At 71.7% G+C, this 20,568-nt stretch carries 23 protein-coding genes, 1 tRNA gene and 1 riboswitch; of the genes, 15 read left to right on the top strand and 9 right to left on the bottom strand.

What is annotated here, in order from left to right; all coding sequences use genetic code 11:
* Nucleotides 1–157: 157 nt before the first annotated feature.
* Complete coding sequence (locus tag QNO07_RS10215; protein WP_283991422.1) at nucleotides 158–1,489, bottom strand: nicotinate phosphoribosyltransferase; 1,332 nt, start codon at nucleotides 1,487–1,489, stop codon at nucleotides 158–160.
* Between the two features lie 106 nt (nucleotides 1,490–1,595).
* Between QNO07_RS10215 and clpS the strand changes: the two genes are divergently transcribed.
* From clpS to QNO07_RS10185, 7 genes are all read left to right on the top strand, one after another.
* On the top strand, nucleotides 1,596–1,904 hold the full coding sequence (gene clpS, locus QNO07_RS10210) for an ATP-dependent Clp protease adapter ClpS (RefSeq protein WP_283991421.1): 309 nt from the start codon (nucleotides 1,596–1,598) through the stop codon (nucleotides 1,902–1,904).
* A complete protein-coding gene (locus QNO07_RS10205; RefSeq protein ID WP_283991420.1) occupies nucleotides 1,904–2,503 on the top strand; it encodes a DUF2017 domain-containing protein in 600 nt (199 codons plus the stop codon). Before clpS ends, QNO07_RS10205 begins: the two co-directional genes overlap by 1 nt.
* Before the next feature lie 334 nt (nucleotides 2,504–2,837).
* The gene (locus QNO07_RS10200; RefSeq protein WP_283991419.1) at nucleotides 2,838–4,439 is read left to right on the top strand and encodes an alanine/glycine:cation symporter family protein; all 1,602 of its coding nucleotides are present in this window, start codon (nucleotides 2,838–2,840) and stop codon (nucleotides 4,437–4,439) included.
* Between the two features lie 122 nt (nucleotides 4,440–4,561).
* Nucleotides 4,562–4,993 (top strand): M67 family metallopeptidase, encoded by a 432-nt coding sequence (locus QNO07_RS10195; protein ID WP_283991418.1) that lies wholly within the window; start codon nucleotides 4,562–4,564, stop codon nucleotides 4,991–4,993.
* A gap of 131 nt (nucleotides 4,994–5,124) precedes the next feature.
* A complete protein-coding gene (locus QNO07_RS27550) occupies nucleotides 5,125–5,220 on the top strand; it encodes a putative leader peptide (RefSeq protein ID WP_349636822.1) in 96 nt (31 codons plus the stop codon).
* A gap of 154 nt (nucleotides 5,221–5,374) precedes the next feature.
* Nucleotides 5,375–5,662, top strand: a complete 288-nt coding sequence (locus QNO07_RS10190; RefSeq protein ID WP_283991417.1) for a MoaD/ThiS family protein — start codon at nucleotides 5,375–5,377, stop codon at nucleotides 5,660–5,662.
* Nucleotides 5,662–6,612, top strand: coding sequence for a PLP-dependent cysteine synthase family protein (locus tag QNO07_RS10185; RefSeq protein WP_283991416.1), 951 nt, complete (start codon nucleotides 5,662–5,664; stop codon nucleotides 6,610–6,612). Before QNO07_RS10190 ends, QNO07_RS10185 begins: the two co-directional genes overlap by 1 nt.
* A 68-nt stretch (nucleotides 6,613–6,680) precedes the next feature.
* Here QNO07_RS10185 and QNO07_RS10180 read toward each other — a convergent pair whose 3' ends face one another.
* Nucleotides 6,681–7,544, bottom strand: a complete 864-nt coding sequence (locus QNO07_RS10180) for a hypothetical protein (RefSeq protein ID WP_283991415.1) — start codon at nucleotides 7,542–7,544, stop codon at nucleotides 6,681–6,683.
* Between the two features lie 151 nt (nucleotides 7,545–7,695).
* Here QNO07_RS10180 and QNO07_RS10175 point away from each other — a divergent pair, with 151 nt between their 5' ends.
* Entirely contained in the window at nucleotides 7,696–8,451 is a 756-nt protein-coding gene (locus tag QNO07_RS10175; protein WP_283991414.1) for an MBL fold metallo-hydrolase, read from the top strand.
* A 100-nt stretch (nucleotides 8,452–8,551) separates the two neighbouring features.
* On the opposite strand, the gene QNO07_RS10170 is transcribed toward QNO07_RS10175, so the two are convergent.
* Nucleotides 8,552–9,823, bottom strand: a complete 1,272-nt coding sequence (locus tag QNO07_RS10170; protein ID WP_283991413.1) for a PTS transporter subunit EIIC — start codon at nucleotides 9,821–9,823, stop codon at nucleotides 8,552–8,554.
* Nucleotides 9,824–10,343: 520 nt separating this feature from the next.
* On the opposite strand from QNO07_RS10170, the gene QNO07_RS10165 reads away from it, so the two are divergent.
* The 4 genes from QNO07_RS10165 (at nucleotide 10,344) to rdgB (ending at nucleotide 12,667) form a co-directional block, all read left to right on the top strand.
* The gene (locus QNO07_RS10165; protein WP_283991529.1) at nucleotides 10,344–10,601 is read left to right on the top strand and encodes a PTS sugar transporter subunit IIB; all 258 of its coding nucleotides are present in this window, start codon (nucleotides 10,344–10,346) and stop codon (nucleotides 10,599–10,601) included.
* A gap of 100 nt (nucleotides 10,602–10,701) precedes the next feature.
* Complete coding sequence (gene rph, locus QNO07_RS10160) at nucleotides 10,702–11,436, top strand: ribonuclease PH (protein ID WP_283991412.1); 735 nt, start codon at nucleotides 10,702–10,704, stop codon at nucleotides 11,434–11,436.
* A gap of 209 nt (nucleotides 11,437–11,645) precedes the next feature.
* Nucleotides 11,646–12,029 (top strand): hypothetical protein, encoded by a 384-nt coding sequence (locus QNO07_RS10155; protein WP_283991411.1) that lies wholly within the window; start codon nucleotides 11,646–11,648, stop codon nucleotides 12,027–12,029.
* A gap of 35 nt (nucleotides 12,030–12,064) precedes the next feature.
* Nucleotides 12,065–12,667, top strand: a complete 603-nt coding sequence (rdgB, locus tag QNO07_RS10150; RefSeq protein WP_283991410.1) for an RdgB/HAM1 family non-canonical purine NTP pyrophosphatase — start codon at nucleotides 12,065–12,067, stop codon at nucleotides 12,665–12,667.
* 63 nt (nucleotides 12,668–12,730) lie between these two features.
* Here rdgB and QNO07_RS10145 read toward each other — a convergent pair.
* The 4 genes from QNO07_RS10145 to bcp all read right to left on the bottom strand — a co-directional run bounded on the left by QNO07_RS10145 (nucleotide 12,731) and on the right by bcp (nucleotide 14,928).
* Nucleotides 12,731–12,805, bottom strand: a tRNA-Leu gene (locus QNO07_RS10145).
* Nucleotides 12,796–13,023, bottom strand: coding sequence for an HNH endonuclease (locus QNO07_RS27670; RefSeq protein ID WP_283991528.1), 228 nt, complete (start codon nucleotides 13,021–13,023; stop codon nucleotides 12,796–12,798). The genes QNO07_RS10145 and QNO07_RS27670 overlap by 10 nt, the downstream gene beginning before the upstream one ends.
* A gap of 650 nt (nucleotides 13,024–13,673) precedes the next feature.
* On the bottom strand, nucleotides 13,674–14,315 hold the full coding sequence (locus QNO07_RS10135) for an HNH endonuclease (protein ID WP_283991409.1): 642 nt from the start codon (nucleotides 14,313–14,315) through the stop codon (nucleotides 13,674–13,676).
* 136 nt (nucleotides 14,316–14,451) lie between these two features.
* Nucleotides 14,452–14,928: a thioredoxin-dependent thiol peroxidase gene (bcp, locus tag QNO07_RS10130; RefSeq protein ID WP_283991408.1), complete on the bottom strand. Its 477-nt coding sequence runs from the start codon at nucleotides 14,926–14,928 to the stop codon at nucleotides 14,452–14,454.
* A 133-nt stretch (nucleotides 14,929–15,061) separates the two neighbouring features.
* Between bcp and QNO07_RS10125 the strand changes: the two genes are divergently transcribed.
* From QNO07_RS10125 to QNO07_RS10115, 3 genes are all read left to right on the top strand, one after another.
* Nucleotides 15,062–15,382: a DUF3618 domain-containing protein gene (locus tag QNO07_RS10125; protein ID WP_283991407.1), complete on the top strand. Its 321-nt coding sequence runs from the start codon at nucleotides 15,062–15,064 to the stop codon at nucleotides 15,380–15,382.
* A gap of 61 nt (nucleotides 15,383–15,443) precedes the next feature.
* On the top strand, nucleotides 15,444–15,746 hold the full coding sequence (locus QNO07_RS10120) for a GroES family chaperonin (RefSeq protein ID WP_283991527.1): 303 nt from the start codon (nucleotides 15,444–15,446) through the stop codon (nucleotides 15,744–15,746).
* A 99-nt stretch (nucleotides 15,747–15,845) separates the two neighbouring features.
* Nucleotides 15,846–15,904: riboswitch (guanidine-III (ykkC-III) riboswitch) on the top strand.
* A gap of 30 nt (nucleotides 15,905–15,934) precedes the next feature.
* Nucleotides 15,935–16,255: a DMT family transporter gene (locus QNO07_RS10115; protein ID WP_283991406.1), complete on the top strand. Its 321-nt coding sequence runs from the start codon at nucleotides 15,935–15,937 to the stop codon at nucleotides 16,253–16,255.
* 66 nt (nucleotides 16,256–16,321) lie between these two features.
* Here QNO07_RS10115 and QNO07_RS10110 read toward each other — a convergent pair whose 3' ends face one another.
* Nucleotides 16,322–18,688, bottom strand: a complete 2,367-nt coding sequence (locus tag QNO07_RS10110) for a transglycosylase domain-containing protein (protein ID WP_283991404.1) — start codon at nucleotides 18,686–18,688, stop codon at nucleotides 16,322–16,324.
* Between the two features lie 437 nt (nucleotides 18,689–19,125).
* The gene (locus QNO07_RS10105) at nucleotides 19,126–20,424 is read right to left on the bottom strand and encodes an SGNH/GDSL hydrolase family protein (protein WP_283991526.1); all 1,299 of its coding nucleotides are present in this window, start codon (nucleotides 20,422–20,424) and stop codon (nucleotides 19,126–19,128) included.
* Nucleotides 20,425–20,568 lie beyond the last annotated feature (144 nt).

Below are 20,568 nucleotides of genomic sequence, written 5' to 3'. Positions count from 1 at the left end.
CCGAGAGTAGACACTCCGCGGCCGATGCGGGAGGGCGCAGGCCGCGGCCTGCGCGCTGCCGACCGCCTGCCGGGCGCGTGAGGGTCTGCCGCGGGGTCGCACGCCCCGGGGGGCGCGGGACGGGTGCCGCGCCCCCCGGGGGGCCGCTGAGGGGTTCTCACCGGTACTCGGTGGGGAGCACCGGCTCCCCGCGGGAGAGCTGTGCGGCGGACATCGGCAGTCCGGCCCGGGCGGCGCGGTGCCGGTCGCGGGCGTCGTCCAGGGGTTCACGGGCCACCACCTCGCCGTCCCTGACCAGCTCCACCTGGAGCTCCCGCCCGGCCAGCTCCGGCGGGACCGGGCCGGTGCCCAGCACCTCCGCCTCCGCGACTCCCGCGGTGTCGCGGCTCCGGGCGGCCCACTTGACGCCGCCCACGGACAGCTTGCCGCCCATCGACTTCTTCGCGACCGGCACCAGCGGCGCCGCCGGGTCGTCGGACTCCGCACGGGCCACCAGCTTGTAGACCATGGCCGCGGTCGGGTGGCCGCTTCCGGTGACCAGCTGCGTCCCCACCCCGTAGGCGTCGACCGGGGAGGCGGCCAGGGAGGCGATCGCGTACTCGTCCAGGTCGCTGGTGACGATGATCCGGGTCCGGTGCGCGCCCAGGTCGTCCAGCTGCTGCCGCACCCGGTGGGCCAGCAGCAGCAGGTCGCCGGAGTCGATGCGTACCGCGCCCAGGTCCGGCCCTGCGACCTCGACGGCGGTGCGCACCGCCTCGGTGACGTCGTAGGTGTCGACCAGCAGCGTCGTGCCGCGGCCCATGGAGTCCACCTGCGCGGTGAAGGCGTCCCGCTCGCTGTCGTGCAGCAGGGTGAAGGCGTGGGCGCTGGTGCCGACCGTGGGGATGCCGTAGCGGAACCCGGCCGCCAGGTTGGAGGTGGAGCTGAAACCGCCCACGTAGGCGGCCCGTGCCGCGGCGACGGCCGCCAGTTCGTGGGTGCGGCGGGCGCCCATCTCGATCAGCGGCCGGTCCCCGGCGGCGACCGCCATCCGGGAGGCGGCCGAGGCGATCGCGGAGTCGTGGTTGAGCACCGACAGCACCACCGTCTCCAGCAGCACGCACTCGGCGAAGCTGCCCTCGACCCGCAGCACGGGGGAGCCGGGGAAGTAGACCTCGCCCTCCGGGTAGCCGGTGACGCGCCCGGAGAAGCGGTAGTCCTCCAGCCAGCGCAGCGTCGGCTCGTCGACGACGCGGGCCTCGCGCAGGTAGCCGAGCACGTCGGCGTCGAAGCGGAAGTTGGTGACGGCGTCCAGCACCCGGCCGGTGCCGGCCACCACGCCGTAGCGGCGCCCCTCGGGAAGCCGCCGGGTGAACACCTCGAAGGCGGACCTGCGCCGGGCGGTCCCGGCGCGCAGCGCGGCCTGCACCATGGTCAGTTCGTACTGGTCGGTGAAGAGTGCCGTGGACGGCACCTCGACGGGCGACACCGGATCTTCGGCAGCGTTCATGGGCTGATGCTACACCGGATATCGTCATGCTGACGATATCCGGTGCGGATCGCCATGTCGCCCGTACGGGCGGCCGTTTGCACACCGCCCCCGGTGCGGTGGCAGCATGGGAGGCGTGACCGTACCGATGGAGACCGAGCTTCCGCAGGCCGACCAGGCGCCCGAGGCGGTGCCCGAACCGGACGTGCCCTGGGTCACCGTCGTGCACAACGACCCGGTCAACCTGATGAGCTACGTGACCTACGTCTTCCAGACCTATTTCGGCTACCCCAAGGACAAGGCGCAGGCATTGATGAAGGACGTCCACCACAAGGGCAGGGCGGTCGTCTCCAGCGGCAGCCGCGAGGAGATGGAACGCGACGTGCAGGCCATGCACGGCTACGGACTGTGGGCGACCCTGCAGCAGGACCGCTGATGGCGGGCTACTTCGAGCCGGCGCCCGGCGTGCCCGGCGGCGCCTCCGCCTCGCTCGACGAGGTCGAGATCTCCATCCTGCGCAGCCTGGCGGTGCAACTGCTGGAGCTGCTCGGTCCCGGTGAGGAGCCGCCCGGCGAGGACGCGGACCCGCTGGACGCGCTCTTCACCGAGGGCCCCAGCAAGCCGCCGTCCGACCCGGCGCTGGCGCGCCTCTTCCCCGACGCCTACAGCGCGCCCGGGCAGCCGGAGAACGCCGACGCGCATGCCGCGTCGGCGGAGTTCCGCCGCTTCACCGAGAGCGACCTGCGCGCCCGCAAGCGGATCGACGCCCTGGCCGTCGTGCACGCCCTCGACTCGCTCGCCCCCGCACCCGGGGCGGGCGCGGTGCTGACGCTGGAGCCGGACGACTCCAGAAAGTGGCTCGGCACGCTCAACGACCTGCGGCTGACCATCGCCAGCAGGCTCGACATCACCGAGGACGACGACAGCGGGCAGCTCTACGAGCTGCCGGACGCCGACCCGCGCAAGCCCATGGTGATGGCCTACCTCTGGCTCGGCGGCCTCCAGGAGACCCTGCTGGAGACGCTGCTCCCCTGAGCCTCGTTACGGACACGTAGGGTGAAGCCCGTGCTGCCGATTATCGGGCACCTTGTGAATCTGAACGCAAGAGGTGACCGTTTTGTGTGGCTATAACCTCCCGTGACTCGACCGTAATGCGGACGTGTGACCCAGGTCACACGTCCGCTGTCGCTCTCCGTGGTACTAACTCCCAATCCGTTTTTTGCGGGCAGGTACTCCCCGCCGAACTCACGGACGTCTCCATCGCGCTCGGCCTTTGGACATCGAAGTTCGTCTGTCCGCACGCACCGCACGCACCGGTTCACGCCGCTGCACCTTCCGTTCCCGCTGCCGTATTAGCCAGAGGTAGGCCATGGCAAACAGCGAAACCAACTGGACCGACTCGGTCAACGACGCCGTCAACGGCGTCTTCGAACCGGTCTCCGGAGCCCTCGGCGACATCGTCTTCAAGAGCGTCCCCATCTTCGGGACGAACTTCCCGCTCATCGTCGGCTGGCTTGTCGTCGCCGGTGCGGTCTTCTCGGTCTACTTCGGACTGGCCCAGGTCAGGCACCTCAAGACCGCGGTCAAGCTCGTCCGCGGCAAGTACGACCAGGGCGACGCCCCCGGCGAGATCAACCACTTCCAGGCGCTCACCTCGGCGGTCTCCGGCACCGTCGGACTCGGCAACATCGCCGGTGTCGCCATCGCCATCTCCATCGGCGGCCCCGGCGCCACCTTCTGGATGATCCTCTGCGGCCTGCTCGGCATGGCCACCAAGTTCGTCGAGTGCACCCTGGGCGTGAAGTACCGGGAGTTCAACGCGGACGGGACTGTGAACGGCGGTCCGATGCTGTACCTGCGCAAGGGCCTCGCCGAGCGCGGCCTGCCCGGGCTGGGCAAGGTCCTTGCCGCACTGTCCGCCGTCATGATCCTCTTCTTCACCTTCTTCGGCGGCAACCTCTTCCAGGTCAACCAGTCCCTGGAGCAGATCGTCTCCGTCACCGGTGACGAGGACAGCATCTTCGGCACCAACGGCGGCGCCATCTTCTACGGCCTGCTGATCGCCGCCGCCGTCGCCCTCGTGCTCATCGGCGGCATGCGCTCCATCGGCAAGGTCACCAGCCGCCTGGTGCCCTCCATGGCGATCCTCTACATCATCGCCTGCCTGCTCGTCATCACCTTCAACATCACCGCGGTGCCCGCGGCCATCGGCACCATCTTCTCCGAGGCGTTCAGCCCGCAGGGTGTCGCCGGCGGTGTCATCGGTGCCCTGATCGTCGGCTTCCAGCGCGCCGCCTTCTCCAACGAGGCCGGCATCGGCTCCGCGCCGATCGCCCACTCCGCGGTCAAGACCAAGCGCCCCGCCACCGAGGGCCTCGTCGCGATGCTCGAGCCTTTCATCGACACCGTCGTCATCTGCACCATGACCGCGCTGACCATCATCATCGCGGGCGGCCCGAAGTACCTCGCCGCCCGTGAGGCCGTCGCCACCGGCGGCGACGTCAGCGAGGTCGACCGCGGCGCGGCCAACGTCGGTATCTCCATCACCTCCGACGCGTTCGACACCGCACTGCCCTGGTTCCCCTACGTGCTGACCGTGGCCGTCGTGCTCTTCGCCTTCTCCACGATCATCACCTGGAGCTACTACGGCCTGAAGTGCTGGGGCCACCTGTTCGGCCACAGCAAGACCTCGGAGCTCATCTACAAGGTCATCTTCTGCACCATGATCGTCGTCGGCGCGCTGCTCTCCCTGGGCGTCCTCGTCGACCTGTCCGACGCCACGCTGTTCCTGGCGGCGCTGTTCAACATCATCGGCCTGTACCTGCTGGCCCCCGTCGTCAAGAAGGAGCTGCGCAAGGTCCTCGAGTACGTCCGCCGCCGCGACGCCGGCGACACCGAGGAGCAGATCGAGGCCGACGAGGCCGCCGCGGAGGCCGCTGAGGCCGCCGGCGCCGGTCCCGTCAGCAAGTGACCGGCACCACCACCGCGTGACCGCCGCGACATGACCGGCACCGACCGGTAGCGGCACCACCGCAGGACAGGTCCGGCCCGCCCCCGGAAAGGGGCGGGCCGGACCTGCTTATGCTGTCGCCCATGCTCACCCTGACCCGAGAACTGCGCGACCGGATCGTCGCCCACGCCCGCGCCGACCACCCCGACGAGGCCTGCGGCGTCATCGCCGGACCCGCCGGCACCGACCGCCCCGAGCGCTTCGTGCCCATGCTCAACGCCGCCCGGTCGCCCACGTTCTACGAGTTCGACTCCACCGACCTTCTCAAGCTCTACCGCGAGATGGACGACCGCGACGAGGAACCCGTCGTCATCTACCACTCGCACACCGCCACCGAGGCCTACCCCTCGCGCACCGACGTCAGCTACGCCGGCGAGCCCGGTGCGCACTACGTGCTCGTCTCCACCGCCGAGTGCGGCAACGACGAGGGCCCCTACTCCTTCCGGTCCTTCCGCATCGTGGACGGCGAGATCACCGAGGAGGAGGTGCAGATCGTCGACTCCTACGCACCCTGACACGGCCCCGGCAGGCGCTGAGCCCCCTCCGGTACCGGCCCGACCTCCCATCTGACACCCACTGAGACGCCCTCGTCCGCATGATGAAACACACGCACGATTCCGGCCCCGGGAATCGTTACGATGAGCCCATGGTTATCCACGACGTGAACACTACGGCCCCGGGCACCCTGCTCGTCGCGCGCCTGCACGTCGACCTGTGCCGCCTCTCCAGCGCCATGTGTTGAGACGCCGGTCCGCGGCGGCCCGCGGCACCACCAGCCGTCGCCCCGCACGTCCGCGTCACCCGCTCACCCCGCTCGACCTGCCCGGCCCGTCCCGTCCAGCCGGGCAGCGCCGCAGTCCCTCGCGCACCCACCCGAGAACACCAGGAGCCCTCCCATGGCCATCGAGGTCCGCATCCCGACCATCCTCCGCACCTACACCGACGGCCAGAAGGCGGTGGAAGGCGCCGGGGACACCCTCAGCGACCTCTTCGCGGACCTCGAAACACGCCACAGCGGCATCCAGGACCGCCTGATCGACACCGGCAAGGGCGGCGAGCTGCGCCGCTTCGTCAACGTCTACCTCAACGACGAGGACGTGCGCTTCCTCGACGGCGTCTCCACCAAGCTCAACGACGGCGACAGCGTCACCATCCTCCCGGCCGTGGCCGGAGGCATGCGCTGATGCGCTACGACTCCCCGCTCGCCGCGGTCGGCAACACCCCCCTGGTGCGCCTGCCGCGGCTCTCGCCCGCCGACACGGTGCGGATCTGGGCGAAGCTGGAGGACCGCAACCCCACCGGCTCGGTCAAGGACCGCCCCGCGCTCCACATGATCGAGCAGGCCGAGAAGGACGGCCGGCTCACCCCCGGCTGCACCATCCTCGAACCCACCTCGGGCAACACCGGCATCTCCCTCGCCATGGCCGCCCGCCTCAAGGGCTACCGCATCGTCTGCGTCATGCCGGAGAACACCAGCGCCGAACGCCGCCAGCTGCTCGCCATGTGGGGCGCCGAGATCATCTCCTCGCCCGCCGCCGGCGGTTCCAACACCGCCGTCCGCGTCGCCAAGGAGATCGCCGCCGAGAACCCCGACTGGGTGATGCTCTACCAGTACGGCAACCCCGACAACGCCGGTGCGCACTACGCCACCACCGGCCCGGAGATCCTCGCCGACCTGCCGTCGATCACCCACTTCGTCGCCGGCCTCGGCACCACCGGGACCCTCATGGGCGCCGGCCGCTACCTGCGGGAGCACCGGCCCGACATCCAGATCGTCGCCGCCGAACCGCGCTACGACGATCTCGTCTACGGCCTGCGCAACCTCGACGAGGGCTTCGTGCCCGAGCTGTACGACGAGACGGTGCTCAGCTCCCGGTTCTCCGTCGGCTCCGCCGACGCAGTCGCCCGCACCCGCGAACTGCTCTCCCAGGAGGGCATCTTCGCCGGCGTCTCCACCGGCGCCGCCCTGCACGCCGCCATCGGCGTCGGCCGCCGGGCACTGCGCGCCGGCGAGTCCGCCGACATCGCCTTCCTTGTCGCCGACGGCGGCTGGAAGTACCTCTCCACCGGCATCTACACCGCCGAGAGCACCGAAGCCGCCGTCGAGCTGCTCCAGGGCCAGCTCTGGGCGTGACGGACCTCCGGGCGTGACGGACATCCGGGCGTGGAGGGCCCGGGGCCGCGCCACGCGCAGCCCCGGCGTCAGCCGACCCGGTCGCCAGGCCCCACCCGGTGCGCCTCCAGCCCCGGGTGGGCCAGCAGCTCAGCCACCAACTCCTCCGAGCCGCCCACGTAGGTGCTCACCAGGTCCACGTCCCCGCCCAGGCACCAGGCCCGGTCCTGCGGCCACCACTGGTCGGGCAGCTCGGCGCACTCCTCCAGCTCCACCACGGCGGTGGCCGCGTCGGCCAGCGCCCCCGACAGCAGCACCTTCTCGCGGCCGGGCGTCTCGAACATCGGGAAACGGCTGAAGTCGAAGCCCCCGTAGCCGTCCCACAAGCCGAACCAGCAGCGGTCCGGCGTGCCCGTGTGCCGCGCGAGCACCGGGATCAGAGCCTCCGCGATCCAGGGCGGCGTCGGACCCGGCGAGGGGGCCTCGTCGAAGAGGCCGGGTACCTCCAGGCCGAACGCCTCGTAGGGATCGACGTCAGTCCCGAGCAGCTCGTGCCAAGCCGTCAGCGGCCCCACCTCACGTCCGCGCGCGGCGGCCACCGCCACCCACGGCACCGGTCGGCCGTCCAGCGAGGCGGGGTGCAGGACCCGTGCGTACGCCGAAAAACCCGCCGCGACGACCCCCGCCACCGTGCACATGACACGCTCCGGGGCGGGCTCGGTCAGCCAGTCGGCAGCACCCAGATCGCCGGTGCAGACCCGCAGCCGCCCGTACTGCTCGGGAGCGGGACCCGCGGAACCGGAGCGCACGCAGCCCCCGCCCTCCCCCTCCGGGGCGACACCCGGAACGGCCGCGGCGCGGCGGCGCGGCAGACGGCCGAAGCCGTCCACGAGCGCCGCGACAAGAGCCAGCGCCGCCACCACGCCCAGCGCCACCCACAGGGACGTGTCCACCCGGTACCTCCCCTGTTCGATCGGTCCGCCGACCGTACCCCGCACTGGTGATTCCGCCCACACCGGTGGTGGCCCGAGGAGCCGGGGGCCGCCGCGCGGCTTACCCTCGGGAAACCCCCATCCACCGGGCTGCGCGGAGGTTCCCACCCCTATGAAGCTCACCGTCGTCGGCTGCTCGGGATCCTTCCCGTCCGCGGACTCGGCCTGCTCCAGCTACCTCGTCGAGGCCGACGGCTACCGGATGCTGCTCGACATGGGCAACGGGGCGCTCGGCGAACTCCAGCGCCACTGCGGCCTGTACGACCTGGACGCCATCCTCCTCAGCCACCTCCACGCCGACCACTGCATCGACATGTGCGCCTACTTCGTCGCCCGCTACTACCGGCACGAGGGCGGACGCTGCGCGCAGCTGCCCGTGCACGGCCCGGCGGGCACCGAGCAGCGCCTCACCACCGCCTACGCGGACACCCCCTCGGACAAGGCGATGGGCGAGGTCTTCGACTTCCGCACCCTCGTCTCCGGCACCACCTTCGAGCTGGGGCCCTTCCGCGTCGCCACCGAGCAGGTCGCCCACCCGGTCGAGGCGTACGGCTTCCGCATCGAGTACGGGGACCGAGTGCTCACCTATTCGGGTGACACCGGCGAGTGCGCGGCCGTGGACCGGCTGGCGCGCGACGCCGACATCTTCCTCTGCGAGGCGTCGTTCACCCACGGCAAGGAGGACGTGCCCGACCTGCACCTCAACGGCAGGGAGGCGGGGGAGTGCGCGCAGCGCGCCGGCGCACGCCGGCTGCTGCTGACGCACATCCCGCCGTGGACGGACGCCCAGGTCAACCTGCGCGACGCCAAGGCGGTGTTCGACGGGCCGGTGGACCTGGCCAGACCGGGCGCCGTGCACCACGTGTGAGCCCGCACCGCTGTTCGCGGGCGAGGCACAGCGGCGCAGACGGGAGCAGCCCCGGAACCTCGCGGTTCCGGGGCTGCTCCCGTCTGCGGGACCTTGCGGATCAGGCCTTGTAGTTGGCCTTCTCCAGCTCGGCGATCTCCTCGTCCGACTCCCGGCCGGGGGTCGGGAGGTTGAACTTGGTGATCGCGAAGCGGAACACGGCGTAGTAGAGGGCCGCGAAGCACAGACCCACGATCACGATGCCGATCGGGTTCGTGGAGATGCCCAGGTTGAGGAAGAAGTCGATCGCGCCGGCCGAGAAGCCGAAGCCGCTCTTCATGCCGAGCGCCCAGGTCAGCGCCATCGAGATGCCGGTGAGCACCGCGTGGATGGCGTAGAGCACCGGAGCGATGAACATGAAGGTGAACTCGATCGGCTCGGTGACACCGGTGACGAACGCGGTGAGCGCGATGGAGAACATCATGCCGCCGACGACCTTGCGCCGCTCGGGGCGGGCGCAGTGGTACATGGCGAGGCAGGCGGCCGGCAGGGCGAACATCATGATCGGGAAGAAGCCGGTCATGAACTGCCCGGCGGTCGGGTCACCGGCGAGGAAGCGGGCGATGTCGCCGCTCTTGCCCTCGTAGGAGCCGGCCTGGAACCAGGGGAAGGAGTTCAGCAGGTGGTGCATGCCGACCGGGATGAGCGCACGGTTGGCCACACCGAAGATGCCCGCGCCGACCGCGCCGGAACCGACCAGCCACTCACCGAAGCCGTGCAGCCCGGTACCCAGCACCGGCCAGATGTAGCCGAAGACGATGCCGATGAACAGGCCCGCGAAGGCGGAGAGGATCGGCACCAGGCGGCGGCCGCCGAAGAAGCCCAGCCAGTCCGGCAGCTTCTTGCGGTGGTAGCGCTGGTAGAGCAGGGCGACCACGATGCCCATGACCACACCGCCGAGCACGCCGGCGTTCACCGACGGCGCCACGTCGACGATCTCGCCGTCGACGATCTCCTGGACCTTGGGCAGGCTGTCGTCGGTGAAGACCTTCAGCACGTTCTGGAAGGTCAGGTAACCCACCACGGCCGCGAGGCCGGTGGAACCGTCGGACTTCCGTGCGAAACCTACCGCGATGCCGACCGCGAACAGCAGTGGCATATTGTCGAGCAGGGCACCGCCGCCGGCGGCGAGGAACTCGGCGATCCGGTTCAGGAACGCCGGGAAGTTCTCGCGACCGAGCATGTCGCCCTGGCCGAGACGGAGCATGAGCGCCGCTGCGGGCAGCGTCGCGATCGGCAGCATGAGGCTTCGGCCGATGCGCTGTGCTACAGCCATCGCGCCGGAACCGCGGCCCTTCTTGTCCGCTGCGGGCGCAGCGTCAGCCGTGGACATAACACTTCCTCCAGTGGGCAAGGCGCCGCCGGGGATGTGGAGAGGGAGAGACGGCGGCGTCTTCGTGCTGACTGCGTGGTCTACACCACTCAGTGGTTTAGACCAGTTGTAGCACGGGGACAAGGCGATGAGGAACCCGTGATTCCTGCCTCCGGGTCACGATTGAGTACACCTTTCCGTCAGCGGGAACACTGCGCTTTCGACCTCTCACCCGCCGTGTGCACGCCAGGATTCCGACGATCCGGAGGCGCCCCGCGGACGTTCCGCGGAGGCCCGGCGGACACCCCGGGCGGCCATCCGGCCGGCTGTCGTGGCCGCGCGGCATCCCCGTCCCCGCCCGTCGTCCGCCGTCCGGGCTTTGCCTGACGTCGAAGAGTGGTGTAGACCAGTTCGCGCGGGGTGGGCACACGCCGGACACGCGCCCCACCGACAACGCCGTACCTCGGCACCCGCCGGCTGCCGCCCGTGTAGAGGGGCCAACCGTGGCCTACTGTTGCAATCTGGGCCAAAGATCGATGGGCTGCCCGACACACAGGAGAAGAACATGGCCAGCAAGGCTGAGAAGATCGTCGCCGGACTCGGTGGACTCGACAACATCGAAGAGATCGAAGGCTGCATCACCCGCCTCCGCACCGAGGTGTCCGACGCCTCCCTCATCGACGAAGCCGCCCTCAAGGCCGCCGGCGCCCACGGCGTGGTCAAGATGGGCACCGCCATCCAGGTCGTCATCGGCACCGACGCCGACCCGATCGCCGCCGAGATCGAAGACATGATGTAAGCAGCGCCTCCCGCGCAGCACCGTGCACCACCCGCAGCACCCCTCAGGGCCCGTTCCGAAGCGGAACGGGCCCTGACGCGCGGGCCGATAGGCTCGCCCCATGTCACGCATCGACGGCCGCACCACCGAAGAACTCCGCCCCGTCACCCTCGAACGGGAATGGAGCAAACACGCCGAAGGCTCCGTACTCGTCTCCTTCGGCGACACCAGGGTCCTCTGCACCGCCAGCGTCACCGAGGGCGTGCCCCGCTGGCGCCGCGGCAGCGGCCAGGGCTGGGTCACCGCCGAGTACTCCATGCTGCCCCGCGCCACCAACACCCGCGGCGACCGCGAAGCCGTCCGCGGCAAGATCGGCGGACGCACCCACGAGATCTCCCGCCTCATCGGCCGCTCCCTGCGCTCCGTCGTCGACTTCCGCGCGCTCGGCGAGAACACAGTCGTCCTCGACTGCGACGTGCTCCAGGCCGACGGCGGAACCCGCACCGCCGCCATCACCGGTGCCTACGTCGCCCTCGCAGACGCCATCGCCTGGAGCCAGCAGAAGAAGATCATCAAGGCCAAGGCCCAGCCGCTCACCGGGACCGTCGCCGCCGTCAGCGTCGGCATCATCGACGGCACACCCATGCTCGACCTCTGCTACGAGGAGGACGTCCGCGCCGAGACCGACATGAACGTCGTCTGCACCGGAGACGGTCGCTTCATCGAGGTCCAGGGCACCGCCGAGGGCAAGCCCTTCGACCGCGCCGAACTCGACCAGCTCCTCAACCTCGCCGTCGTCGGCTGCGCCCAACTCGACGGCGCCCAGCGGCAGGCGCTCGCCCCCGTCACCACCTGAGCGCGGCCGCGCAACCGCGACCGCGCAACCGCGGAACCGCAGGAGTGCGCGGCTTCGCAACCGGGCGGCAGCCCGGCGCGTCCGAGAAGGTACGGGCCGCACGGACACCTCCGTGCGGCCCGGCCGCACGCCATCAACCCGGCCGGGCCGAGGCCCTTCCGCCTTCCGCCCGCCGACCCGCCGCAGACCCGCCGCAGAGAGGACACCCCGTGCGCAGAGCCACGGCCCCCGTCACCGCCGCCCTCGCCACCGCGTTCACCGCCGCCCTCCTCACCTCCTGCGGCACGCTCGACCGCGCCATGGACTGCGCCAACGCCGCCGTTGTCGTCGCGGAGAGCGCCGACGACCTCCAGCAGGCCGTCAACGGCGCCACCGAGAACCCCACCCAGGCCCGCGAAGCACTCGACCGCATCGACAAGAACCTCAAGCGCATCGACACCAGCACCGGCGACAGCGACGTCGGCGCGGCCGCCGGAGACCTCCGCGAAGCCGTCGACAACGCCCGCACCTCACTCGACAAGGGCGAGACCCCCGACGTCACCCCCGTGGGCGGCGCCGCCGACAAACTCACCCGCGTCTGCACACCCGGCTGACCCCGCACCCGGCCCGCTTCGCGATAATCACCCGCATGCAGCGCCTCGTACTCGCCACCCGCAACGCCCACAAGGTCACCGAACTCCGCGCGATCCTCACCGCGTCCGAAGTCGCACTCGAACTCGTCGGCGCCGACGCCTACCCCGACATCCCCGACGTCAGGGAAACCGGCGTCACCTTCGCCGAGAACGCGCTGCTCAAGGCCCACGCCCTGGCCCGCGCCACCGGCCTGCCCGCCGTCGCCGACGACTCCGGGCTCTGCGTCGACGTGCTCAACGGCGCCCCCGGTATCTTCTCCGCCCGCTGGGCCGGCCGCCACGGCGACGACGCCGCCAACCTGCACCTGCTGCTCGCTCAGCTCGCCGACATCCCCGACCACCACCGCGGCGCCCACTTCGCCTGCGCCGCCGCGCTCGCCCTGCCCGACGGCACCGAGCACGTCGTCGAGGGCCGCCTGCGCGGCACCCTGCGCCACGAGCCCTCCGGGGCGGGCGGCTTCGGCTACGACCCGATCCTCCAGCCCGACGGCGACACCCGCACCTGCGCCGAGCTGACACCGGACGAGAAGAACGCCATCAGCCACCGCGGCCAGGCCTTCCGTGCCCTGACCCCCCACCTGGCCCACCTGCGGGGCTGAGGGGGCTGTCGGCCGGGTCGGGGCACGCGCGAGGGCGTGGCAGTCACCTGCCACGCCCTACGGTGGGGCCGACGAGATTCGAACTCGCGCTGTCCAGGACCTAAACCTGGCGCCTCCTGCCAGTTGGGCTACGACCCCGGTCTCACTTTACCGGGTGCGCCGGAGCGGCCGCCATGCGCTTCCGAAGCCGCAGCGCGGGAGAACGTACGGGTCTGACTGTGGCAGGAAGGACAGAGGAACCGCAGGTTCTGCCGTCGGTTGTCCCACCGGTCCCCGTTGATGTGGTCGATCTCCAGCACCAGGGGCCGGCCGTGCCACAGGTCCGACTGGCCGCACGCGACGCAGACGTGGGCCATCCCGGACTCCAGCAGGGCCCGACGCAGCATGGGCGTGCGGCACCGGGGCGACCCCTGTGGCAGCGTCCGAAGGATCTCCGCGGGTGACTTCCTGCGCGCCGAGGGCGTCCCACGGCGGTGCGCCTGCCCCAGCAGGTGATCGGTGCTGATTCCGTACTCCTCGAGCCATCGCTGGACACCACGATGGGCGGCCGTCGTGCACGGAAGCCCCAGTCGGCGCGTGACCTCGGCCAGGCTGCGGGCGTCTGCCGAGACCGCGCGCATCCTCGCCTCACCGGGGGCCGACCCGCGGCGGGGATCGGTGAAGTGCGAAGTGTCGATGCCGAACGCGGCCAACCGCTTCTTGAGGTGGCCGTACGCACTGTCGTACACGGGGAATCCGAGGGCGTCGAGGACTTCCCGGAGTGAGTGGGAACGGGCGGCGGCCTCCCTCAGCGCCGCCTCGGTGTACCGGCGTTGGGGCTTCCGGTCAGGTGCCGGCTCGGCGAAGTGAGTGGTGTCGACGCGAAGCTCCGTCAACCTCGCACGCAGACGTCTCTCGGCACCGCTGTTCACCGGGCGACCCAGCGACCGGAGGAGTTCGGCGTGGCTGGTTGCCCGGGCCGCTGCGTCGGCGAGTTCCGCCGGGGTGTTGCGGGGGCGGTGGGCGGTCACGGGGCCTCACCGCCCGGCGCGGCGGCGCGGCGTTTGCGCCCGCGGTAGGTGTCCGTCGTGGAATGACAGTTCGGGCACAGGAAGCGAAGGTTCTCCGGCCTGTTGTCCCACCACTTCCCGCTGACGTGGTCGACCTGCAAGCGCAGCGGCATTCCGTTCCAGGAGGGGCCGGTCCGGCACTCGGCGCATTGTTCGGGAACGCCGAGTGTGCGAAGTTCCCGCCGCAGACGGGCAGCGGGCAGCCGCCCGCCCTCGGGTGAGCCGAGAACCAACCGGTCCGCGCCCCCTCTCGGGCCTCGGCGCGGACCGGGGGCGAAGTGGCTCGTGTCGATGCCGAGCGTTGCGACGCGCTGAGCGATGTGCCGGTGGTTGCCGCCGACCGGCCGCAGGCCGAGGCGGCGCAGCACCTCGGTCAGACTCCCGGAGGCTGCGACGGCCTGCCGCAGCCTGCTCGCGGTGTGGCGGACGCCGTCCGGTTCGAGGTGGGAGGTGTCGATCTCCCACCGCTTCAGCAGCCGTCGCAGGTACTGCCGGGAGCCGTCGGTCGGCTTGCCGCCCAGGGCGGCGACCACGTCGGAGAGCGTGCGCGCCTCCGCCACCGCTGCGGCCAGGGCGTCCCTGGTGTAGTCGGCCGGCATGGTTCTCCCCCTCGCGGCGCGTGGCCGGCGGGGCCGGGGCGGGTGGGCGCCCCGGCCGAACGGGTGTCGCCGGCTCGTACGGGTCAACGAGTGGGCGGCGTGCCGGTCACGCCGTGGCCGCCGCGGGCGGTGCGGCTCAGGCGGCGGAGATCTGCAGGTCCTTGAGCAGCTTGGCGACGTGCCCGGTGGCCTTGACGTTGTACAGGGCGTGCTCGACCTTGCCCTGCTCGTCGACGATCACGGTGGAGCGGATGACACCGGTGACGGCCTTGCCGTAGAGCTTCTTCTCGCCGAAGGCGCCGTAGGCCTCCAGGACCGTCTTGTCGGGGTCGCCGACGAGGGTGACGCGCAGGTCCTCCTTCTCGCGGAACTTGGCGAGCTTCTCCGGCTTGTCCGGGGAGACGCCGATGACGTCGTAACCGGCGTCCGCGAGGACGTGGAGGTTGTCGGTGAAGTCGCAGGCCTGCTTCGTGCAGCCCGGGGTGAGGGCGGCGGGGTAGAAGTAGACGATGACCTTGCGCCCCGCGTGGTCGGCGAGGGAGACCTGCTTGCCGTCGGCGTCGGGAAGGGAGAAGGCCGGTGCGGTGTCGCCGGGCTGCAGTCGCTCGCTCATCTGTGCTCCTCACAGGCGGGGTGTGAACCCTTCGAGGGTAGCCAGCCGGTGGAAGCGGGGGTGTGGTGGGGCGTCCCGGGGCACAAGCTGACAGACTGTTCGACAGCACTCACGAGACGACGGAGGCAGAGCGGTGGCGGAAGCCAGAACGCCCGCGCAGATCGAGGCCGAGATCACCCGCCGGCGGCACGAGCTCGCCGCGACGCTGGACGAGCTCGCGGTCCGGGTGCACCCCAGGACGATGGTGGACGACGCGAAGGCACGGGCCGCCGCCGCTGTGGACCGCACCGCCGGACGGGCGTACATCGCGGTGAACCGCGGCGTGACGGGTGTGCGGGCGCAGTTCGTCGACGCCGACGGTTCGCCGCGTCTGGAGCGCGTGGTGCCGGCCGTCGTGGTGGCGGTCGTCGCGGTCGGCCTGCTGGCCGGGGCGGCTCGCCGCGGACGCGGCTGAGGGGCTGGGATACGGTCGTGCCGTGAGCCCACACCCCACCCACGACAAACTGCCCATCCGGATGCTGCACGACCGCGTGCTCGTGCGCACCGACATCCCCGAGGGCGAGCGCCGGTCCTCGGGCGGCATCGTCATCCCCGCCACGGCCGCCGTCGGCCGGCGCCTGGCCTGGGCCGAGGTGGTGGCGGTGGGGCAGAGCGTGCGCACCGTCGAGCCGGGAGACCGGGTGCTGTACGACCCGGAGGACCGGGCCGAGGTCGAGGTGCGGGGCGTGGCCTACGTGCTGATGCGCGAGCGGGACCTGCACGCGGTGGCCGCCGAGCGGCTGGGCGGCAGCGAGGACTCCACCGGCCTGTACCTGTAGCCCTCCGGCGGCCCGGTCGCCCGCTCCCGTGAGTCCCGGCCCGGTCGCCCGCTCCCGTGAGTCCCGGCCCGCCCGCCCGCCAGCCCGGTGCGTGGTCGGGCATACTGGGGAGCACCCGACGAGACGCGCCGTACCGGGACCCGCAAAGACGACGCACCCCGTAAGTGGTCTTCCACGGAGGTGCCGTCATGGCCTGGGTCCTGCTTGTTGTCGCCGGTCTGCTCGAAGTGGGCTGGGCGATAGGCATCACGTACACCGAGGGGTTCACCCGGCTGTGGCCGAGCGTGTTCACCCTCGCCGGGCTGGCGGCGAGCATGGTGCTGCTGGCGCAGGCGGCGAAGACGCTGCCGATCGGCACGGCCTACGGCGTGTGGGTCGGTATCGGTGCCGCGGGGGCCGCGATCGTCGGCATGGCGGTGCTGGGCGAGCCGGCGACCGCCGCGCGCATCTTCTTCGTCAGCCTGCTGCTGGTCGCCGTCATCGGCCTCAAGGCCACCTCGGGCCACTGACCCGCGCAGCCCCGCCGTGCTCGCCGCTCCCCGAGCCCGCCCCGCCCGCCTTCGAAGGGGCGTGGGTCAGCCGTTGGGCGGGCGGAACGCGCCGCCGGTGAAGCCGGCGGGCGGTGCGTCGGCGGGGCTGCCGTCCGTGCCGCCGTCGCCGGTGGTCGTGCCGCCGGTGGACGCACCGCCGTCGCCGCCGCCGGACGCCCCTCCGGTGGAGGCGCCGCCGTCTCCGCCCGTGCCTCCGGTGGTCGTGCCTCCGGTGGAGGTGCCGCCGTCGCCGCCGGTGCCGCCGGTCCCGTCGGGGCTGCCCGGAGTGTCGGTGCCGCCGTCGGTGCCGCCGTCCTCACCGTCGGGGTCCGGGCTGTCGCTGGGGGAGGCGCTGGGCGAGGAGGCGGACGGGCTGGGCTGCGCGGGCGCGCTGGACGTGGGCGGGGTGCGCTCCAGCGACGGTGCGGTGTCGGCGGTCTCCAGATCGAACTGCTGCGCGGGGGAGCCGCTGAGCGCCGCCGCGGTGTACTGGCCCCAGATGCGGGCGGGGTAGCCGCCGCCGCTGATGCGCTCCTGCCCGGCGGCGCCGTACAAGGGCTGCTGCACGGCGGTTTCCGGGTCCTGGCCCATGACGGCGATGACGGTGGCCAGGTCCGGGGTGTAGCCGGCGAACCAGGCCGCCTTGTTCTCCTCGGCGGTGCCGGTCTTGCCGGCGGCCGGGCGCCCGGCGGAGCGGGCGGCGGTGCCGGTGCCGCTGTCGACGACGCTGCGCAGCACGGCGGTGGTGCCGTCGGCGGCGCCACGCGGCAGTACCTGCTTCTCGGGGCGGTCGGGCAGCGGGATCTCCTCGCCGCCGCGGCTGATCTTCTCCACGAGGGTGTGGCCGCTGGTCCTGCCGTGCTGGGCGAGCGTCGCGTAGGCCTGGGCGAGGTCGAGGGTGCTGGGGGTGGCGGTGCCCAGGGACACCGAGCCCTGGGCCGCTTCGAGTTCGGGGGTGGCGGCGGGGATGCCGGCGTCGATGAGGGTGTCCTTGACGCGCTGCGGGCCGACGTCCACGCCCATCTGGGCGAAGACCGCGTTGACGGACTTGTCCATGCCCTCGGTGACGGTCACCTGGCCGTAGGAGCGGTCGCCCTCGTTCTGCGGCGCCCAGTCGGTGGGTGAGCCGTTGCTGACGACGGGGCGGCGGCTGGTGCCGTCGTAGACGGTGTAGGGGCCGATGGGCTGCCCCGACTGGGTGGTGGAGTCGTTGCGCAGGGCGGCGGCGTAGACGAAGGGCTTGAACGTGGACGCGGCCTGGTAGTCGCGGCGGGTCGCGTTGTTCACGTACTGCTTGGTGTAGTCGACGCCGCCGTACATGGCGACGACCTTGCCGGTGGCGGGGTCGATGGAGGTGCCGCCGGCGCGTACCGAGCGGTCGATCTCGCGGTCGTCGCTGAGTTCGGACAGCAGTTGCTCCTGGACGGCCTTCTGCAGGGCCTTCTGCTTGTCGCGGTCGAGGGTGGTGGTGATGCGGAAGCCGCCGGCGGCGAGGCGCTGCTCGTTGACGATGTCCTGCGAGATGAGATGGTTGCGGACGGCTTCGACGAGGTAGCCGCGCTGGCCGGAGAGGCTGGTGGTGGGCTTGGCCTCGCCGGGTTCGGGGAACTCGGTGTCGCGGCGTTCGCCGCGGTCGAGCCAGCCCTCCTTGACCATGCCGTCGAGCACGTAGTTCCAGCGGCCGACGGCCTGGCCGCGGTTCTGCGGGTGGGCGGTGACGTCGTAGCTGCTGGGGGAGTTGACGAGGGCGGCCAGGTAGGCGCCCTCGGCGGTGGTGAGGTCCTCGGAGTTCTTGCCGTAGTAGGCCTGGGCGGCGGCCTGGATGCCGTAGGCGTTGCGGCCGAAGTAGCTGGTGTTGAGGTAGCCGGTGAGGATGTCGGCCTTGCTGACCTCGCGGTCCAGCTTGATCGCGATGAAGAACTCCTTGGCCTTGCGGGTGAGGGTCTGCTCCTGGCCGAGGTAGTAGTTCTTCACGTACTGCTGGGTGATGGTGGAGCCGGACTGCTTGCCCTCGCCGCGGAGCATGTTCCAGCCGGCGCGGGCCATGGCCTTGGGGTCGACGGCGGACTCGCTGTAGAAGTCGCGGTCCTCGGCGGCGAGCACGGCGCGCTGGACGGTCCTGGGGACCTGGCCGAGGGTGACGTTCTCGCGGTTGACGTCGCCGTCCTTGGCGAACTGCGTGCCGTCGGAGTAGAGGTAGACGTTGGTCTGGGCGGCGGCGGCCTTGTTGGGCTCGGGGATGTCGACGAGGAGGTAGCCGGCGACGAGGACGCCGGAGCCGGCGACGAGTGCCAGCAGCAGGCTGCCCAGCAGCATGCGCCAGGTCGGCAGCAGCCGGCGTGCGCCGGTGCGCTTGGGCCTGGCGGCGGGGTCGGGCGCCGGGCCGGCGCCGGTGTGCGGCTGGTCGCTCATCTCGTGCGGGACTCCTCGTCCATGGTCGGGCGATTCGTGGTGTACGCCCCTTAACGCATCAAACGTAAAGCACTGCCGTCGTGTGTCCCGCTCGCGGCGGGTCGTGCCGGGCCGCGCCGGAGCCGCGGGGGCCGGTGGGCGGGCCGACGGCAGGTACCCCTCCCACGGACGGGCTAACGCGGCCGGGCCGCTTGCGTTGCTGCTGTCCCTTGTGAGACGCGCGGGAGCGCGAAAAGGATGCGTCTGGCGGCGTACGGCGCGGTACGCCCGGTTCCGTAGGGCTTGGTGACGGTGCGACGGGCGGGTTCCGCGGTGCCCGCGCGGGGGCGTGGTGCCGCGGGCCGGGCCGCAGCTCGCATGGGGTGCGGGTGCGCTCGGCGGGTCCGTCGGCGGCTAGCGCGGTGGGCGCGGCGGCGGGGTGTGCGGCGTGCGGGAAGTCACAGCCGGCCGGCGGCCGGTCCGCGCAGCTCGTCGAGGTCGAGGGCTTCGGCCATGGCACGGAAGCCGTTGTCGCTGGGGTGCAGGTGGTCGCCGGAGTCGTAGGCGGCCCGCAGCCGGTCCGGGCGGGCGGGGTCGCGCAGCGCGGCGTCGAAGTCGACGACGCTGTCGAAGGCCCGGCTGCTGCGGATGCGGTCGTTGACCTCCTGGCGGACGGCTTCGCGCCGGGCGTTGTGCTTGGGGTAGCCGCCGAAGGGGGTGAGAGTGGAGCCGACGACGCGCAGGCCGCGGTGGTGGGCTTGCTGGGCGAGCTGCTCCAGGCCGCGCACGATCTGCTCGGGGTCCTCCTGGTGGGGGCGCTTGATGATGTCGTTGATGCCGAGCTGGATGACGACGGTGCGCACGCCGGTGCGGGAGAGCACGTCGCGGTCGAGGCGGGTGAGGCCGCTGGGCCCGTTGTTGGGGGAGTAGCGGCTGCCGTCGATGAGTACGCGGTTTCCGCTGATGCCCTGGTTGAGCACGCTGTAGCGGGGTGCGTCGCGTTCGGTGCGCAGGCGGGCGGCGAGGAAGTCCGTCCATCGGCGGTTGGCGCCGGTGCTGGAGGTGATGCCGTCGGTGATGGAGTCGCCGAGGGCGACGATCGCGCCCTCGGTCTCGTGGGACCACACGTCGACGCCGGTGAGGTAGCGCCAGTAGGGCGTCTGGCGGGTGTAGGCGGCGCCGTCGCTGTCGGCGGCGCGGTCGCCGGCGGCCAGGAAGCTGGTCTGCCGGGCGAAGGGGTGGTAGGTGACGGGCCCGGAGGCGGTGGGGGAGTAGGTGGTGACGAGCAGGTCGGCGGCGTGCGGCACGTTGAGGCGGACGGCGTCGCTGGTGACGGCCCCGCCGGGCGGGATGGTGACGCTGTTCTGGGTGCCGAAGGTGAGGCGGCGCATGGTGCCGGGTGTGGCGGTGGGGGTGCTGGGTGCCGCGGCCAGGGCGAGGGTGGCGTGCGAGACGGTCAGCGGGCGGGTGCCGTACAGGTTGGACAGCTGGATGCGGGCGGCGCTGCCGCCGACGGAGGTGTGCACGACGTTCCGCACGGACGTGTCGGGGTATCCGTCTGCGGTGTCCGGTTCGGCGGCGGCGGGGGAGGTGGCCCAGGTGCCGACCCAGTTGCCGGACGAGGCGGGGGCGGCGGAGGTCCGGCCGCCGGGGGTGGCGGTGGCGGCGGTGTCGCGGGCGCCGCCGAAGCCGACGAAGAGGGCGCCGGAGACGAGGACGACCAGGGATGCGAGTCCGGCCAGCAGGGCGAATCCCATGTTTCTGCTCACGGGCAGCTGCCAGTCGTCATGGTCGGGAGTCCCCCTCGGGCGGTCGTGCGGCGTCAGTCATGATCCCACGGTCGGTGCGGTGGGCTGTCTGCGGGCGGTCGGTGTGCGGGTGTTCCGGCGGTGAGGACGCGG

Origin of the sequence: Streptomyces sp. 549, assembly GCF_030124175.1 — a bacterium.
Taxonomy (GTDB): Bacteria; Actinomycetota; Actinomycetes; order Streptomycetales; family Streptomycetaceae; genus Streptomyces.
The sequence above is the reverse complement of the archived record's forward strand: the minus strand, read 5'-3'. Positions and strand labels throughout refer to the sequence as shown.